Origin of the sequence: Massilia sp. CFBP 13721, from assembly GCF_014842025.1 — a bacterium.
Lineage (GTDB): Bacteria > Pseudomonadota > Gammaproteobacteria > Burkholderiales > Burkholderiaceae_D > Telluria.
Map to the genome: position 1 here is coordinate 40,777 of NZ_JACYUY010000036.1, position 17,030 is coordinate 57,806.

A 17,030-nucleotide genomic window follows, 5' to 3' on the forward strand; every position below is an offset into this window, starting at 1 on the left:
GCGAGTAAGGCTGGGAAGAGGGGGAGTGGCCTAAAGCAAGTCAGTCAGGCCACGCTTCGTTTTGAGAACGATGCACAGACCTGTAAGGTGGGCGGCTTCACCTTTTCAGTTGGCACACCCGCGCGTTTGCGGCCGCCCACGCGTTCAACCAGCCGGTGATCCGTCGCGAAGTTTCGGAGTGTGGTTGAACGCGTGGGCGGCATCGAAGCAGCGGACGATCACAGGCTCAGGTGTAGCCGCCCACCTTACGGGTCCAGACCTTCTTTCCTGACCCCAGCCTTACTTTTGCTGGAAATGCTCGACAAGAAAATCGATGAAGGCGCGTGCGCGGATGGTCTGGTTGCGCCGGCTCGGGTAGTAGACGAACAGGTCGGCGGCCGGCAGCGTGAATTCGGGCAGCACGATGCGCAAGCGGCCGCTGTCGAGGTAGCGGGCCAGGTCCCATTCCGAACGGATCAGGATGCCGTGGCCGTCCAGCGCCCAGCCCAGCACGATGTCGCCATCGTTACTCGACAACATGCCATGCACCTTGACCACTTCCGTATGCTCCCGGTGCAGGAAGCGCCAGGTGCCGTGGGCATCGTCGTTCTGGCGGTGGATGATGCAGCGGTGCCGGGCGAGCTCGGTGAGATTGGCCGGCGCGCCGTGGCGCTCGAGGTAGGCAGGCGAGGCGCACAGGAAGCGCCGGTTCGACAGGATGCGGCGCGCGTTCAGGCGCTTATCCGGCAATTCGCCGAAGCGGATCGCCAGGTCGAAGCCGCTTTCGACCAGGTCGACGGGACGGTCGGTCACTTCCATCTGCAATTCCACTTCCGGATAGCGCGCGGCGAAGGCTGACACCAGCGGGGCGATCGTCGTGCGCCCGAAACCCAGGGTCGCATTCACCCGCAACAGGCCGCGCGGCGTGGCGCATCCTTGGGTGACCGCGTCTTCCATTTCCCGTATCTCGCCCAGGATGCGCGTCGCATGCTCGAGATAAGTTGCGCCTTCGCTCGTCAGGCTGAGGCTGCGCGTGGTGCGGTTCACCAGGCGCACGCCGAGCCGGGCCTCGAGTGCGGCCAGCCGTTTGGTGGCCGCCGGCGGCGTCAGGCCGAGGGCGCGCGCGGCTGCCGCGAGGCTGCCGTGTTTGGCCACCAATGCGAAGAACTGCATATCGGAGGCAGATTCATTCTTCATTTTTATTTAATTGATTATTAAATCGGAGTGAATTATAGGACCGGCGCCGCAGCGTAATCTAGCGCTGTTCCGATACCCGCAGACTTACCAGGAGACTCCCATGAAAATCGTAGAAATCCGTGAACAAACCCTCCCGATCAGCTCGCCAATCCGCAATGCCTACATCGACTTCAGCAAGATGACCCTGAGCCTGGTGGCGGTCGTCACCGACGTGATCCGCGACGGCAAGCCGGTGATCGGCTACGGCTTCAATTCGAACGGACGCTACGGCCAGGGCAAGCTGATGCGCGAACGGTTCATTCCGCGCATCCTGGAAGCCGATCCCGGTTCGCTGGTCGACGACGCCGGCACCAACCTCGACCCGCATAAAATCTGGAACTGTATGTTCACCAACGAAAAGCCGGGCGGCCACGGCGAGCGTTCGGTGGCGATCGGCACCATCGACATGGCGGTGTGGGACGCGGTGGCGAAAATCGAAGGCAAACCGCTGTTCCAGCTGCTGGCCGACCGCTACGGCAATGGCCAGCCCGAGCGCAAGGTGTTCGTGTACGCCGCCGGCGGTTACTACTATCCGGGCCAGGACCACGGCAAGCTCAAGGACGAGATGCGCAGTTATATCGACCGCGGCTACACGGTGGTGAAAAAGAAGATCGGCGGCGCTTCGCTCGACGAAGACCTGCGGCGCATCGACAGCATCCTGTCGGTGCTGCAGGATGGCCAGAAGCTGGCGGTGGACGCCAACGGCCGCTTCGACCTCGACACCGCCATCGCCTATGCGAAAGCGCTGTCGCAGTACGACCTGTTCTGGTACGAAGAAGCGGGCGACCCGCTCGACTACGAGCTGCAGGCGACGCTGCGCAATTACTATAAAAACCCGATGGCGACCGGAGAAAATCTGTTCTCGATGCAGGATGCGCGCAACCTGATCCGCTATGGCGGCATGCGCGCCGACCGCGACTGGCTGCAATTCGACTGCGCGCTGTCGTACGGCCTGGTCGAATACCTGCGCACGCTCGACATGCTGCGCGAGCACGGCTGGTCGCCGGCGCGCTGCATCCCCCACGGCGGCCACCAGATGTCGCTGAACATCGCGGCCGGCCTGGGCCTGGGCGGAAACGAGTCGTATCCGGATTTGTTCCAGCCTTTCGGCGGCTTCCCTGATGGGGTAAAAGTTGATCACGGCCACATCATGATGCCGGATTTGCCGGGCATCGGTTTCGAAGGCAAGGCCGACCTGTTCGCGCAGATGCGGAAGCTGTCGGCTTGAGCCGACACCATCAGCAATCGGACAGTGCCGCCGGGTGAAGTCTAGTATGGGATGGATGCGGCCAGCACCTGCGAGCTTATGCACCATGACTACATAAAGGCAATAAAACAAGTTAACCAGTTGTCGACAATCTTTACATTTTTATAACTGCTGAGCGAGCAGGATGTGATAACTGGTTGATTTTCAAGGTCGTCAACAAGTTGGTATGACAGTTGCTTGAGGGGGAGCTGCTGTGCTCACCCTTATCAACCACGCGTTGGGGAAAACGACCATGAAATTTTTGAAAAAGCTAGTATGCGCTGCTGCTGTCGCAATGTCTGTCGCCGGTGGCGCCAACGCCGCCACCATCATGAACAACTGGATATTCAACCCCACCGGCGGTGGCGCCGCGGGCGGGCAGCAAATCAACGAATACCTGGATGTGAACGGAAATGCCTTCATCCAGCTCACCTCGACCGGCGGTAACAGCTTCTCGTTCACGGAACACGCTGTATTCAACATCGCGCAGGCGGACAGCAACGGCCGGTATTTCCCGGTCAACTACCCAGGCGGCAACATCACCGCCATCTTCGAAGCGACTGGAACCGGTAATTTCGGCGGCGCCTTCTCGTTCAGCAGCGGCACCATCCGCATGTACCAGAACCCGACCGGCGGACAGTACGCCACGACAGAGGGAATCTACGGCGCCAACCTGGGCAACCTGATTGCCGACTTCGACGTGATGGCCGGCGGCGGCGGTGTCGTCGATTCGAGCGGTTCGCCCACCAGCAACGGACGCGTGACCGTGATGGCCAGGGCCGATGCCGGAGATGTCGCCGCGGGCTACTTCTTCCGTGAAAACGGCCAGGATCTGGCAAGAGAGGGGATCATGGCGTTCGCCTTTACCAATGCGAACACCGTCGGCGATCCGACCGCCACGCTGGTGGACGAAGTGGCGTGCCAGTTCGCAGGCTTTACCGGCGCGGGCTGCAACGGCACGGCGTATGCCAACGCGCCCGGCCAGTACATCTTCCTTAGCAACAACGGCCAGATCAAGCTGGCCGACGTACCGGAACCGGGTACGCTGGCCTTGTTCGGCATCGCCATGCTGGGCGCGGGTGCGGTGACACGCAGGCGCGCCGGCAAGGCGTGATGGCGTTGGACGTATTGGGAAAAGTGGAAAAGAGCGGCTGGTCCGCTCTTTTTCCTATTTGGCCTGCGCCTGTTCCGGCAAATGAATCGAGCGTGCCAATAACAGCCCCGCCAGCCAGCCGCCGACCAGGCCGCCGATGTGCGCCGCATTGTCCGTGTGCGGATAGACGAAGCCCATCCACAGGCTGAACAACAGGAAGGGCACCAGCGAGGAACGCAGCTCGGTGACGACCGTCGGCGGCACCCCGGTATTCGCGCGGCTGAGAAAAGCGAGCAGGCCGCCGATGATGCCGAAGATCGCGCCCGAGGCGCCGACACTGTTCACGTGCGGATTCCACAGCACGCTGGCGATGCTGCCCGAGACGCCGGCGATGAAATACAGCGCGAGGAAGCGGGTGCTGCCGAAGATGCGTTCGGTGAGTTTACCGACCTGCCACAGCGCGATCATGTTGAACACCAGGTGCAGCAGGCTCCCGTGCAGGAACATCGAACTGACCAGGCGCCACCATTGTCCGCCGCGCGTCAGGCGGCCGACGTTCGATCCCCATTCGACCAGCTGCTGCGCATGCAGCAGCGCCGCGGCATTCGGCTGGCGCTCGAAGACCTGGCGCAGCGGGCCGATCAGCTCCGACTGGAAGTGTTTGATGGCGAGCCACATCAGCGCAAAGATGCCGATGTTCGCCGCCAGCAGGCCCCAGATGACGGGCGTCGACGGACTCCAGTAATCGATGCGGTCGTGGAAGACGGCGTTTTCCTCGTGCTCGCGTTGAAAGGACTCGGTCTGGCGCGTGGGCAGCAGGGCGACGATCCGCGCCGCCGTCTCGCGGTCGGCGGCGCTGAAGCCGACGGTGATGTTTTCCTTCACGCCGATCACGTCGAACCAGACGTCCTGGCCGCTCGCATAGGCGTTGACGATGTCGACGCGGCGCAGGCGGTGCTCCTCGTGCTTCGGCAGGCCGAAGGTGCGCCCGATGGCGCCGCGCACGAACACGAAATCGGTCTCGATTGCGAGCTGGCCCTGGCCGCGAAAGCGGAACGGATTGGTCGGCCACTTGACCCCGGCCGTGTAGAAACGGACGTCGAACAGCGTACTGCCTGCCATACCGCTCCTCAGCCGCGCTGGCGTTCGTGGTTCCAGAGCACGTCGCCACCGCCGGCGAAGCGGTTCAGCACGCGCGCCAGCACGAACATCAGGTCCGACAGGCGGTTCACGTACTGGCGCGGCTGCGGGTTGAGCGTGTCTGTCTTGGACAAAGCGACGATGGCGCGCTCGGCGCGGCGGCAGACGGTGCGGCACACGTGCGCGGTGGAGGCCGCGCGCGAGCCGGCCGGCAGGATGAATTCCTTCAGGACCGGCAGGTCGGCATTGTATTTCTCCAGCAGGCCATCGAGACGCGCCACGTGTTCGTCCTTGATCATCTGGTAGCCGGGGATGCACAGCTCGCCGCCAAGGTCGAACAGGTCGTGCTGGATCGAGATCAGTTCCTCGCGCAGGCTTGGGGGCATGTCCTCGCACAGCAGCAGGCCGACGAAGGAATTGAGTTCGTCGACCTCGCCCAGCGCGTGGATGCGCGCGCTGTCCTTGCCGGTACGGCTGCCGTCGCCGAGGCCCGTGCTGCCGTCGTCTCCGGTGCGTGTGGCGATTTTGGAAAGTCGATTACCCATGATTATGTCCAGACCCTAAAAAAGATAGCCCGAGGATACGACAAATCGATGTGATTGTGGCTACAATCGACGCCATGTCCGCCCCTCTCCACGTCTCCCCAGAGCGCCGCCAGCAAGTCGCGGCAGCCTTGCGTGCCCGGCTCCCGACGGGCGCCGTCCTGTCCGACCCCGAAGACACCCGTCCCTACGAATGCGACGGCCTGGCCGCCTACCGGCAGCTGCCGATGATCGTCACCTTGCCGGCCGACGAGGAGCAGGTGCTGGCGGTGCTGGCCGTCTGCCGCGAACTGCAGGTGCCGATCGTGCCGCGCGGCGCCGGCACCGGCCTCTCGGGCGGGGCGCTGCCGATCATTGACGGCGTGGTGCTGTCCACTGCGCGTTTGAACCGCATTGTGCGCGTCGACGACTACGCGCGCACGGCGGTCGTGCAGCCGGGCGTGCGCAACCTCGCCATCTCGGAGGCGGCGGCGCAGTACGGCCTGTACTACGCGCCCGACCCGTCCTCGCAGATCGCCTGCACCATCGGCGGCAACGTGGCCGAGAACTCGGGCGGCGTGCACTGCCTGAAATACGGCCTCACCGTGCACAACGTGCTGCGCGTGCGCGTCGCCACCATCGACGGCGAGATCATCGAACTCGGCAGCGAAGCGCTGGACGCGCCGGGCCTGGATTTGCTGGCCGTGTTCATCGGCTCGGAAGGCATGCTCGGCATCGTGCTCGAGGTGACCGTCAAACTGGTGCCGAAGCCGGCGGCGGCGCAGGTGATCATGGCCAGTTTCGATGACGTCGTCACCGGGGGCAACGCGGTGGCCAGCGTGATCGCGGCCGGCATCATCCCGGCCGGCCTGGAAATGATGGACCGCACCTCGGCGCGCATGGTCGAGCCTTTTGTCCACGCCGGCTACGACACCGACGCCGCCGCGATTTTGCTGTGCGAGGCCGACGGCACGCCGCTCGAAGTGGCCGAAGAAATCGAGCGCATGACGCAGGTGCTGCAAGGGGCCGGCGCCAGTGCGATCGCGGTCTCGCAGAACGAAGCGGAGCGGGCAAAATTCTGGTCCGGGCGCAAGAACGCGTTTCCGGCGGCGGGACGCATCTCGCCCGATTACTACTGCATGGACGGCACCATCCCGCGCAAGCAGCTGGCCCATGTCCTGTCCAGCATCGAGGCGATGGAAACCACCTACGGACTGCGCTGCGCCAACGTGTTCCACGCGGGCGACGGCAACATGCATCCCTTGATCCTGTTCGATGCCAACCAGCCCGGCGAATTCGAACGCGCCGAAGCCTTTGGCGCCGCCATCCTGGCGCTGTGCGTCGAAGTGGGCGGCACCATCACCGGCGAGCATGGCGTGGGCATGGAGAAGATCAATTCGATGTGCGTGCAGTTCGCACGTGCCGAACTCGATGCCTTCTTCGCCGTGAAGCGGGCCTTCGACGTGCCGATGCTGCTCAATCCGGACAAGGCGATCCCGACCCCGCACCGCTGCGCCGAATTCGGCAAGCTGCACGTGCATGGTGGCGCCGTGCCGTTCCCGGACCTTCCGCGTTTTTAAAACATGATCGAACAATTCAAAGAACAGATACGCGCGGCGGCAGCTCGGCAAACACCGCTGCGCATCCGCGGCGGCGGCACCAAGGACTGGTACGGCGGCGCCCTGCAAGGCGAGCTCCTCGACACGCGCGGCCACGCCGGCATCGTCGATTACGAGCCGACCGAACTGGTGATCACGGCACGCTGCGGCACGCCGCTGGCCGAGATCGAAGCGGTGCTGGCCGCGCAAAACCAGATGCTCGCCTTCGAGCCGCCGCACTTCGGCGACGGTGCGACATTTGGCGGCGCGATTGCTGCGGGATTGTCCGGCCCGCGCCGCGCCAACAGCGGCGCCGTGCGTGATTTCGTGCTGGGCGCAAAGCTCATGGACGGCAAGGGCGAAGTGCTGAACTTCGGCGGCCAGGTCATGAAGAACGTGGCCGGCTACGACGTCTCGCGCCTGCTGGCCGGCTCGCTGGGCACGCTCGGGCTGATGCTCGAGCTATCGGTCAAAGTCCTGCCGCGCACGGTCGCCGAGACGACGCTGGTCTTCGAGACGGGCGAGATCGCCGCGATCCGCATGCTCAATACCTGGGGCGGCCAGCCGCTGCCGATCTCGGCCAGCTGCTGGCACCGCGGCGTGCTGGCCTTGCGCCTGTCCGGCGCGCGGGCAGCGGTCGATGCCGCGGTGCGTTCGCTGGGCGGGCAGGTGATGCCGGACTGTTCACAGTTCTGGGCCGGCCTGCGCGAACAGCGCCACGCCTGGTTCGAGGGCGACATGCCGCTGTGGCGGCTGTCGGTGCCATCCACCACCGGCGCGATCGTCCTCGATGGCGAACAGCTGGTCGAATGGGGCGGCGCCCAGCGCTGGCTGCGTGCACCCTCTAGCGACGCCGCCGTCATCCGCCGCAGCGCCGGCGCGGTGGGCGGCCACGCGACCCTGTTCCGCGGCGGCGACAAGAGCGCCGGCGTGTTCCAGCCACTGGCGCCGGCCGTGGCGCGCATCCACGAACGCCTGAAGACGGCCTTCGATCCTGCCCACATTTTCAATCCCGGACGACTGTTCTAGCATGCAAACCAACCTGGCCGACTTCATCAAGGGCACCGCCGACGGCAACGAGGCCGAAGCGATCCTGCGCGCCTGCGTGCACTGCGGCTTTTGTACCGCCACCTGCCCGACCTATCAACTGCTGGGCGACGAACTCGATGGCCCGCGCGGACGCATCTACCTGATCAAGCAGGTGCTGGAAGGGGCCGAGCCGACGCGCAAGACGCAACTGCACCTGGACCGCTGCCTGACCTGCCGCAACTGCGAATCGACCTGTCCATCGGGCGTGAAGTACGGGCGCCTGGTCGACATCGGCCGCCGCGTGGTCGAGGAGCGCGTGCCGCGTCCGGCGGCCGACCGCATCAAGCGCACCATGCTCAAGGAATTCCTGCCGCGGACGAACCTGTTCAAGCCGGCGTATGGGGTCGGCACCGCCTTGCGCCCGCTCCTGTCGAAAGAGATGCAGGACAAGGTGCAGCGTCCGCGCGGCGCCGGCCACTGGCCGACGCGCACGCATGCGCGCAAGATGCTGGTGCTGGACGGCTGCGTGCAGCCGGCGATGGCGCCGAACGTCAATGCGGCCACCGCGCGCGTGCTCGATGCGCTCGGCGTGCAGCTGGTGGTGGCGCCGCGCGCCGGCTGCTGCGGCGCGGTGCGCTACCACCTGAACGACCAGGCGGCCGGGCTGGACGACATGCGCCGCAACGTCGACGCCTGGTGGCCGCTGGTCGAACGCGAGGAAGTCGAGGCGATCGTGATGACGGCCTCGGGTTGCGGCGTCACGGTCAAGGAATACGGCCACCTGCTGGCGCACGATCCGGCTTACGCGGCCAAGGCGGGGCGCATCGCGATGCTGACGCGCGACCTGTCGGAAATCATGCCGGCCTTCGAAGAACAGCTGGCGCAGCGCCTGCGCGGCAAGATTGCAGAGCGCGTCGCCTTCCACCCGCCATGCACGCTGCAGCACGGCCAGCAAATCCGCGGCAAGGTCGAAGGCGTATTGCGCGCGGCCGGTGTCGACGTCGTGCTGTGCGCCGACAGCCACCTGTGCTGCGGCTCGGCCGGCACCTATTCGGTGCTGCACCCGCAGATCGCCCACGAACTGCGCGACCGCAAGCTGGCCAGCCTGGAAGCAACCGGCGCCAAGGAGATCGTCTCGGCCAATATCGGCTGCATGACGCACCTGCAGTCGGGGACCGGCACGCCGGTGAGCCACTGGATCGAACTGGTCGACCGGGCGCTGTCCGCGGCCTGAGCGAACGGCCGGCAGTTCAATACAACGCCGGCAGGCGGCGGTGCGCCATGCACCGTCTCCCGTCGCCGTTTATCTCGTCCTTGGCCCGTCCACATCCGGAGCGGGCGGCGACGGCGCATTCTCCTTTTCTGCAAGATTCCACATATTTATCCGCGCGCTCGATGTACTGTCGCCATGTCCCCACTTCAGCAATTATTGAGACATAGAAACTGTCTATCGTGAATTTTGTTCAGCTCCAGTAGAGCAAAGTAACGGTATGTATCAAATAAGAGACGGATGTAACACTATTTAACGATCTTGTAGAAAATCCGTGCTAATGACTTTGCTGTGGATCAATGTTTGTGTAACAGTATTTATAAGCGGCATCGTCAAGGTGAACCAGGTTCTCCAATCGAAGTCAGCGCGTAGCTAAAACAAATTTACCATCCGGGAGTCGTAGTGAAGCACAAGAGTACTTTGAACAAAAACGCCATCGCCCTCGCAGTCATGCTGGCCTATCCGGCCTTCGCACTGGCGCAACAGCCGATCGATCCGGCTGTTCCAATGCAGCGCGTGGAAGTCACGGGCAGTAACATCAAGCGCACCGAAGCGGAAGCCGCCGGTTCGGTCCAGGTCCTGACCCGCGACGACATCGAACGTACCGGCCAGACGACGGCCCTCGGCATCCTGACCTCGGCCGCTTCGGTCGACACCTCCCTGAATTCGGCCACCGCCAGCAGCGGCGGCTTCGCCACCGGCGCTTCGGGCGTGAGCATGCGCGGCCTGCAAAAGGTCTCGACCCTGATTCTGGTGAACGGCCGCCGCATCGCCCAGTACGGCCTGTCGGACAACGCCCAGGAAAACTTCACCAACCTCGACGCCATCGCCAGCGACGCGATCGAACGCATCGAAATCCTGAAGGACGGCGCTTCGGCGATCTACGGCTCCGACGCCATTGCCGGCGTGATCAACATCATCCTGCGCAAGGATTACCAGGGCGCGCAAATCCGCGTCAACCACCGCGAATCGCAGCATTTCCACGACGACCGCAGCCGCAGCATCTCGGCCATCGCCGGCTTCGGCGATATCGAAGAGCAGGGTTTCAATACCTATGTCAGCGCCGAGTTCTACAAGCGCGACGGCTACAGCGTGGGCGACCTGAAAGACTATTACCCTGAATGGCACCGCAAGACCCCGGGCCGTTCGACCTGGGATGCCAAGAGCACCCTGTCGCCGACCGGTAACTACTTCCGCAGCAGCACCAACATCGTCGCCGCGCCGGGCTGCCCGGCCGACGCGCTCGATCCGAAGGATGGGCTGTGCAAATGGGACGTCCTGCCGTACACCGGCCTGACCACCAACAACAAGCGCCACGCCATCGCCAGCATTACGCACTTCAAGATTGGCAAGGACATCAACGCCAACTTCGAAATCACCACTGCCGGCGCGACCAGCGACTACATCGTGGCGCCGTTCAGCGTCAGCAATGGCAGCACGACCACCGCGACCAGCATCTGGTACAACGTCAACGCCGGCAAGATGGTCGGTCCGTTCTCGTATCCGAAACTGCCGGTTGGCCACCCGATGAACCCGTACAACGTCGCCACCGAATACCGTGCGCGCATGATGGACACCGGCAATGGCTTCAACTTCAACCGTACCGAATCCGACCAGTCGCGCGTGATGCTGGCGCTCGACGGCACGATCGGCAGCTTCGACTGGCGCTCGGCCGCCGGCTGGATGAAGTCGTCCGCGACCAAGGCCACGCGCGCCGTCAGCGCCACCGCCTACCCGGCCGCGATCAACAACGCCACCTATAAATTCGGCCAGCAGAACGATCCGGCGCTGCTCGAGGCGATGTTCCCGGTCCGTACCACCGACGGTGAAGCCGACATCAAGTTCTTCGACGCCACCATCTCGGGCGCGGTCATGCAATTGCCGGCCGGTCCGCTGAGCGTCGCCGTCGGCACCGACATCCGCAGCAATGGCTACTGGATGAAGAGCTCGGACAACGTCCTGAATGGCGACCTGGTCGGCATCTTCGGCCTGCAAGTGGCCGACCGCGTCAACCAGTACGCCGTGTTCACCGAAGCCACGGTGCCTGTGCTGAAGAACCTGGAACTGAGCGCTGCCGTGCGTGCCGACAAGACCGCCGGTTTCGATGCGCACATGTCGCCGAAGCTGGGCCTGCGCTATACGGTCAGCGACAAGCTGCTGCTGCGCGCAACGGCATCGGGCGGCTTCCGCGCGCCGAACATCGTCGAATCGGGTGACGGCCGCGGCCGCAGCTCGGTCGCGACCAGCGTCGTCGATCCACGCCGCTGCCCGACCGCCAACGCACTGAACGCACTGGTGCAAGGCGCGGCCAACGCCACCACCGCCGACAAGGCACAGGCGAACACGTTCCGCTCGCAGGAATGCGTCGCCGGCCTGCCAAGCTTCGTGTCGTCGAACCCGAACCTGGAACCGGAAACCTCGCGTTCGCTGACCGCCGGTTTCGTCTTCCAGCCGATCAGGAACTGGTCGGCCGCGATGGACTATTATCACATCGAGCGCAAGAACGAGATCGGTACCCGCTCGACGGTCGACATCCTGAAAGATGAAGCCAACCTGCCGGATGGCCAGCTGGTCCGTATCGACAGCAGCGCCGCCGACAACCAGTTCATCGCACTGGCGAAGAAGTACGCGCCAAACACGACCCTCAACTACGGCGGCGTTGGCCAGCTGGGCCTGCTGTACAACCCGTACGTCAACAGCGGCAAGACGCGCGTCTCGGGCCTCGACTTCGACGCATCGGGCCGCTTCAAGCTGCTGGGTACGGACGTGCGCCTGAAACTGGACGGCACCTATGTGCTGAAGTACCAGACCTTCGAGGTGGGCGAGGGCGCCTACAGCCGCAACCAGGTCGGTACCTACGACTTCGGTTCGCGCATGACGATCATCGCCCGCGCCAATGTGAAGAAAGGTAACTTCGACAACGGCCTGGTCTGGAACTACGCCAGCGGCTACACCAGCGATACCATCGACTCGCCGACCTGGTGCGTGACGCAGAACGTCGCCGCTGCCGACATGGCCGACTGCAAGCGTGTCGACCACAACACCACGCTGGACTACAACCTGACCTACACGGGCATCCCGCACGTGCGCCTGAACGCGTATGTCTACAACGTCCTCGGCGAAGACCGTCCGATCCAGTACCGCAACGGCTGGAACACGACCTCGCCGCAGTTCCGCGCCTTTGGCGTGGCGGCGACCTACACGTTCTGATTTTCCGAGCGTGTAAGTAATACGAAAGACCAGGCTTCGGCCTGGTCTTTTTTTTCGCGCCTGCGCGCCGCGGGCAGCCGTGCTAGCATGCCGTCCCATCCAACGATCTGCAAAGCACGCCATGAGTTCAGTCTTTCGCCTCGTGCGCGACGAGGGAGGCGCTTCTCCCGTCGTCGTCTTCGAGGATTCCACCACACCCGGTTTCGTCCCCTTGTGGGAAGAGGTTGGTGTCTACGACGCCCTGTACAACAGCGACGGCAAACTGGCGCGCGAAGTCTCGCGCGCGCTGGCCTATGGGCTGGACCGCATCGCCAGCGAACCGGGGCTGAACCGCCTGGTCCCGTCCTCGGCCTCGATCGGCGAAGCGCTGCGCTTCCTGGAAAACGTCAACCGCGGCTGCGTCATCCACGGCTCGGCGCAGGTGGAAAGCCACTGATGGCAAAGGGCACCGTCACCATCAGCGGCGAAACGCTCGACCGTGACCGCGTCGAACAACTGCTCGCGCAGGACGCCATGCTGGTCTTCGAAAATTGCGATTTTTCCGGCGCCGACCTCGCGCGCCTGAACCTGCAGGAGAGCGGCTTTCGCAATTGCGTGCTGCTCGAGACCTCGTTCTACGCCGCCAACCTGTCGCGCACGCGCTGGCAGCGCTGCCGCGCCGGCCATGCCGATTTCGAATCCGCCGACCTGGTCGACGCCCACTTCGCCTCCTCCGACCTGAACAACACCAGCTGGCGCCGCGCCAAGCTGGCGTCGGCTGCCTACCGCAGCTGCAAGCTGACCGGGGCCGCGTTCGAGGAAGTGAGCTACCTCGGCCTGTCGTTCGAGGATTCGCTGCTGATCGGCGCCGACCTGCGCCGCATGTCGTTTCGCAAGCTGACCCTGGTCGGCATCGATTTCGCCGACGCCGATTTGTCCGGCTGCGATTTCCGCGACGCCGTCTTCGCCGGCGGCAGCCTGCGCGACGCCCACATCAAGGACACCCGTTTCGACGGCGCCGACCTGCGCGAGGCCGACCTTGGCGGCGTCAAGCTGGTCAACGCCAAGCTGTTCGCGGGTGCGACGATTTCGCCGCGCCAGGCGGCCGAGATCGTGCGCTCCATGGGATTGAACGTCGCGTAGGGTGGACGACTACACCCGGGTATCTGCTTGTCCGCGAACGTGAATGCCGTCCACGCGTTTGACCGCCATCTGAAACCTCGCGACTTAGCATCGGTGGTTGAACGCGTAGGCGGCGCAGATGTCGCGGGTGCACAAACTGAAGAAGTACAGCCGCCCACCCTACGCGTCTGTGCATCGTTCTCTAAGGCGTTTCACTCGGCGGTGATCTTCGCATCCTTGACGAACTTGCCCCAGTACTGCAGCTGCTTGCTCGTATGCTCCGCCAGCTGCTGCGGGTTCATGTACACCGCATACGCACCCTGCGCTTCGGCCTTGCTCTTGAATTCGGCCGTCTGCATGATCTTCCTGATCTCGTTCGTCAACCGGTCGACGATCGGCTTCGGTGTGCCGGCGGGCGCATACACGGCGAACCACGAGCTGACGTCGAGCTTGTCGAAACCCTGGATGGTCGCGGTGGTCGGCACGTTCGGCAGGCTTGGCAAGGCGACGTTGCCGGTGACGGCCAGCGGGCGCAGTTTGCCGGTCTTGATGTGGCCGAGCAGCGGCGGCGCCGTGGTGAAGGTGAGGTCGACCGTGCCCGCCAGCATATCGGTCACGGCCGGCCCGGTTCCCTTGTAGGGCACGTGGGTGAGCTTGATGCCGGCGATCCCGTTGAGCATCTCGCCGGTCACGTGCTGCAGCGAGCCGTTGCCCGACGACGCGTAGCTGAGTTTCCCCGGCTGCGCCTTGGCGTAAGCGACCAGTTCGGGCAAGGTCTTGATCGGCAGGCCGGGACGCACGACCATGACCTGCGGTGCGACGATGAGGTTGGCGACCGGCGCGAAGTCCTTGACCGGGTCGAACGGCGCCTTCATGACGTGCGGCGTAATCACGTGGAAGCCGGAGTACTGCACCAGTAAAGTGTGGCCATCCGGCTTGGCCCGCTTGACCGCCGCCGCGGCGATCACGCCGGCGCCGCCGGGGCGGTTGTCGACCACCACCGCCTTGCCCAGCGCTTTCGACAGCGGATCGGAAATCATGCGCGCGGCCAGGTCGGTGGTGCCGCCGGGCGCCGCCGATACCAGCAGCGTCACCGTTTGCGTGGGGTAGTCCTGCGCCTGCGCGCCGGTGGCGGCGAAGGCCGTAGCGAGGGCGAGTGCGCAGGTACGCGCTTTCAGAAAATGCATCGACTTCATGGTGTCTCCTTGTGCATCGCGAACGATGGTTGTTGTTTTACCGTGCATGGGCGCGCTCCCGGATCGCCTCGAGATCCTGCGGCGGCTGGTGCAGGTCGAGGCGGCGCCCGGCCTTGACGATCTGGCTTGGCGTCTCGTGGCCGATCAACTCCGGCAGCCGTTTCGAGGCGGCCAGCAGCCGCTCCAGGTCGACGCCGGTGTCGTAACCCATCAGCCCCAGCGCATGCACCACTTCCTCGGTGCAGACATTGCCCGACGCGCCAGGCGCATACGGGCAGCCGCCGATGCCGCCGAGCGAGGCGTCGAAACGGTCGGCGCCGGCGTCGATCCCGGCCAGCACGTTCGCCAGTCCCATGCCGCGCGTGTTATGAAAATGCAGGCTGAGTTCAATATCCGGCCAGGCAGCACGGAAGCGCCGCGTCAGCGCCGCCACCTGGGTCGGATACGCCATGCCGGTGGTATCGCACAGGGTGATCCCGCCGGCGCCGGCTTCGCCGATGAAGCGCGCGCACCATGCCAGCACGGTGTCTTCGGCCACGTTGCCTTCCATCGGGCAGCCGAAGGAGCAGGACAGCGAGATGTTCACCGCACACGCCGCCTGGCGGGCCAGCCCCGCCACCTCGCACAGGGCGGCGAACGATTGCGCGCGCGTCATGCGCAGGTTCGACAGGTTGTGGGTTTCGCTGGCCGACATCACGAGATTGAGCTCATCGACCCCGCTTTCGATGGCGCGTTCGGCGCCGCGCACGTTGGGCACCAGGGCGCTGTAGACCACGCCGGGAACGCGCTCGATGCCGCGCATGACGTCCTGGGCATCGGCCAGGGCCGGGATCGCTTTCGGTGAGACGAACGCCGTCACCTCGATCTTGGCCATGCCGGCGCGCGCCAGGCTGTCGACCAGGGCGATTTTCTCGCACGTCGGGACGAACGCGGATTCGGCCTGCAAGCCGTCGCGCGTGCCTACTTCCTGCATGTGGATGCGGCGGCCGCCGCCTTCCCAGGCGTTCATGCCACCACTCCCTTGCTGCGCAGGGCAGCGACGTCGTCCTCGCTCAAGCCGAGTTCGCGCAGGACGCCGTCGGTGTCGTCGCCCAGTCCCGGCGCCGACGAGCGCACGCTGCCCGGCGTGCCCATCAGCTTGGGCACCACGCCCGGCACCTCGATGTCATAGCCGTCGCGCGTGGTCTGGGAGAGGATCATGTCGCGCGCGCGGTAGTGCGGGTCTTCGGCGATGTCCTGCGCGGTATAGACCTTGCCGGCCGGGACCCGGGACTGGCCAAGGATCTCGAGCACCTCGGCGGACGCCCGGGTGGCGGTCCAGACGCCGATGGCGGCGTCGAGTTCGGCGGCGCGCGCGGCGCGGCCGGCGTTGTTGGCCAGGCTTGGGTCCGTCGCCAGGTCGTCGCGGCCGATCACCGCCATCAGGCGCTTGAAGATGCTGTCGCCATTGCCGGCGATGAGCACGTAGCCGTCGTTGCAGCGGTAGGCGTTCGACGGCGCGATGCCCGGCAAGGCGCTGCCGGCCGCTTCGCGCACGGCGCCAAAGGCGCTGTATTCCGGGATCAGGCTTTCCATGACGTTGAACACCGCCTCGTGCAGTGCGACGTCGATGACTTGCCCCTTGCCGCCGTTGACCTTGCGGTGGTACAGGGCGGTGAGGATGCCGATGGTGCCGTGCAGGGCGGCCAGGGTGTCGCCGATCGAGACGCCGCAGCGCACCGGCACCCGGTCCGGCTCGCCGGTCAGGTGGCGCAGTCCGCCCATGGCTTCGCCGATGGCGCCGAAGCCGGGCAGGTCGCGGTAAGGGCCGGTCTGGCCGTAGCCCGAGATGCGCAGCATGACCAGGCCGGGATTGAGCGCGGACAGGGCTGCGTAATCCATGCCCCAGGCTTCCAGGGTACCGGGGCGGAAATTCTCGATCAGCACGTCCGCTTCGGCGATCAGCTTGCGCGCGATGTCCTGGCCCTCGGGGCTGCGCAGGTCGAGCGCGATCGAGCGCTTGTTGCGCGACTGGACCTGCCACCAGACCGAGGTGCCTTCCTTGATCATGCGCCAGTTGCGCAGCGGGTCGCCGCTGCCGGGCGCCTCGATCTTGATGACGTCGGCGCCGAATTCGCCCAGCGTCTTGCCGGCGAACGGCCCGGCGATGAGCTGCCCCATTTCGATGACGCGCACGCCGCGCAGCGCGCCTTCGGGGATGACTTGACCTGTACTCACAATGCACCTCGCTCCGATTGCTAACGTCAAGGCATTGTGAGCCGCCGCCGGCGATGACAGAAGCGAAAAGGGGAGAAGCCAGCTTTCGCAAACCGCGAAAGCTGGCTCCTGGCGATCGGGTATTGTAGGGTGGGCGCCCCTTGAACTGACCCCCAAAAGTTGGGCACAACTTTTGGAGCGGTATGAAGTACACG

The 17,030-nt window shown here is 64.9% G+C and carries 14 protein-coding genes; 8 read left to right on the forward strand and 6 right to left on the reverse strand.

The features are described 5' to 3' along the window. Positions 1 to 279: 279 nt before the first annotated feature. Complete coding sequence (locus tag IFT60_RS24250) at positions 280 to 1,176, reverse strand: LysR family transcriptional regulator (RefSeq protein ID WP_192056675.1); 897 nt, start codon at positions 1,174 to 1,176, stop codon at positions 280 to 282. A 100-nt stretch (positions 1,177 to 1,276) separates the two neighbouring features. Here IFT60_RS24250 and IFT60_RS24255 point away from each other — a divergent pair, with 100 nt between their 5' ends. After that, the gene (locus IFT60_RS24255) at positions 1,277 to 2,443 is read left to right on the forward strand and encodes a mandelate racemase/muconate lactonizing enzyme family protein (RefSeq protein WP_192056676.1); all 1,167 of its coding nucleotides are present in this window, start codon (positions 1,277 to 1,279) and stop codon (positions 2,441 to 2,443) included. Positions 2,444 to 2,714: 271 nt separating this feature from the next. Continuing rightward, complete coding sequence (gene pepA / locus IFT60_RS24260; RefSeq protein WP_267874605.1) at positions 2,715 to 3,575, forward strand: flocculation-associated PEP-CTERM protein PepA; 861 nt, start codon at positions 2,715 to 2,717, stop codon at positions 3,573 to 3,575. 54 nt (positions 3,576 to 3,629) lie between these two features. Here pepA and IFT60_RS24265 read toward each other — a convergent pair whose 3' ends face one another. Then, positions 3,630 to 4,676 (reverse strand): rhomboid family intramembrane serine protease, encoded by a 1,047-nt coding sequence (locus IFT60_RS24265; RefSeq protein WP_192056678.1) that lies wholly within the window; start codon positions 4,674 to 4,676, stop codon positions 3,630 to 3,632. 8 nt (positions 4,677 to 4,684) lie between these two features. Then, on the reverse strand, positions 4,685 to 5,239 hold the full coding sequence (locus IFT60_RS24270) for a cob(I)yrinic acid a,c-diamide adenosyltransferase (protein WP_192056679.1): 555 nt from the start codon (positions 5,237 to 5,239) through the stop codon (positions 4,685 to 4,687). A gap of 74 nt (positions 5,240 to 5,313) precedes the next feature. On the opposite strand from IFT60_RS24270, the gene IFT60_RS24275 reads away from it, so the two are divergent. From IFT60_RS24275 to IFT60_RS24300, 6 genes are all read left to right on the forward strand, one after another. Continuing rightward, entirely contained in the window at positions 5,314 to 6,795 is a 1,482-nt protein-coding gene (locus IFT60_RS24275) for an FAD-linked oxidase C-terminal domain-containing protein (RefSeq protein ID WP_192056680.1), read from the forward strand. Positions 6,796 to 6,798: 3 nt separating this feature from the next. Further along, positions 6,799 to 7,842 (forward strand): glycolate oxidase subunit GlcE, encoded by a 1,044-nt coding sequence (gene glcE / locus IFT60_RS24280; RefSeq protein ID WP_192056681.1) that lies wholly within the window; start codon positions 6,799 to 6,801, stop codon positions 7,840 to 7,842. 1 nt (position 7,843) lies between these two features. Continuing rightward, positions 7,844 to 9,076, forward strand: a complete 1,233-nt coding sequence (glcF, locus tag IFT60_RS24285) for a glycolate oxidase subunit GlcF (protein ID WP_192056682.1) — start codon at positions 7,844 to 7,846, stop codon at positions 9,074 to 9,076. 456 nt (positions 9,077 to 9,532) lie between these two features. Continuing rightward, positions 9,533 to 12,322, forward strand: coding sequence for a TonB-dependent receptor plug domain-containing protein (locus IFT60_RS24290; protein ID WP_229511157.1), 2,790 nt, complete (start codon positions 9,533 to 9,535; stop codon positions 12,320 to 12,322). Between the two features lie 121 nt (positions 12,323 to 12,443). Further along, positions 12,444 to 12,758, forward strand: a complete 315-nt coding sequence (locus IFT60_RS24295; RefSeq protein WP_192056683.1) for a hypothetical protein — start codon at positions 12,444 to 12,446, stop codon at positions 12,756 to 12,758. After that, on the forward strand, positions 12,758 to 13,444 hold the full coding sequence (locus tag IFT60_RS24300) for a pentapeptide repeat-containing protein (protein ID WP_192056684.1): 687 nt from the start codon (positions 12,758 to 12,760) through the stop codon (positions 13,442 to 13,444). Before IFT60_RS24295 ends, IFT60_RS24300 begins: the two co-directional genes overlap by 1 nt. Positions 13,445 to 13,635: 191 nt before the next feature. On the opposite strand, the gene IFT60_RS24305 is transcribed toward IFT60_RS24300, so the two are convergent. From IFT60_RS24305 to IFT60_RS24315, 3 genes are read right to left on the reverse strand one after another with little or no spacing between them, the layout of a single operon-like run. Continuing rightward, positions 13,636 to 14,610 carry a Bug family tripartite tricarboxylate transporter substrate binding protein gene (locus IFT60_RS24305; protein WP_192056691.1) on the reverse strand — a complete coding sequence of 325 codons (975 nt, stop codon included), beginning with the start codon at positions 14,608 to 14,610 and terminating at the stop codon, positions 13,636 to 13,638. Positions 14,611 to 14,656: 46 nt separating this feature from the next. Continuing rightward, complete coding sequence (locus IFT60_RS24310) at positions 14,657 to 15,628, reverse strand: hydroxymethylglutaryl-CoA lyase (protein ID WP_192056685.1); 972 nt, start codon at positions 15,626 to 15,628, stop codon at positions 14,657 to 14,659. Next, complete coding sequence (locus IFT60_RS24315; protein WP_192056686.1) at positions 15,625 to 16,836, reverse strand: CaiB/BaiF CoA transferase family protein; 1,212 nt, start codon at positions 16,834 to 16,836, stop codon at positions 15,625 to 15,627. Before IFT60_RS24315 ends, IFT60_RS24310 begins: the two co-directional genes overlap by 4 nt. Positions 16,837 to 17,030: the final 194 nt, after the last annotated feature.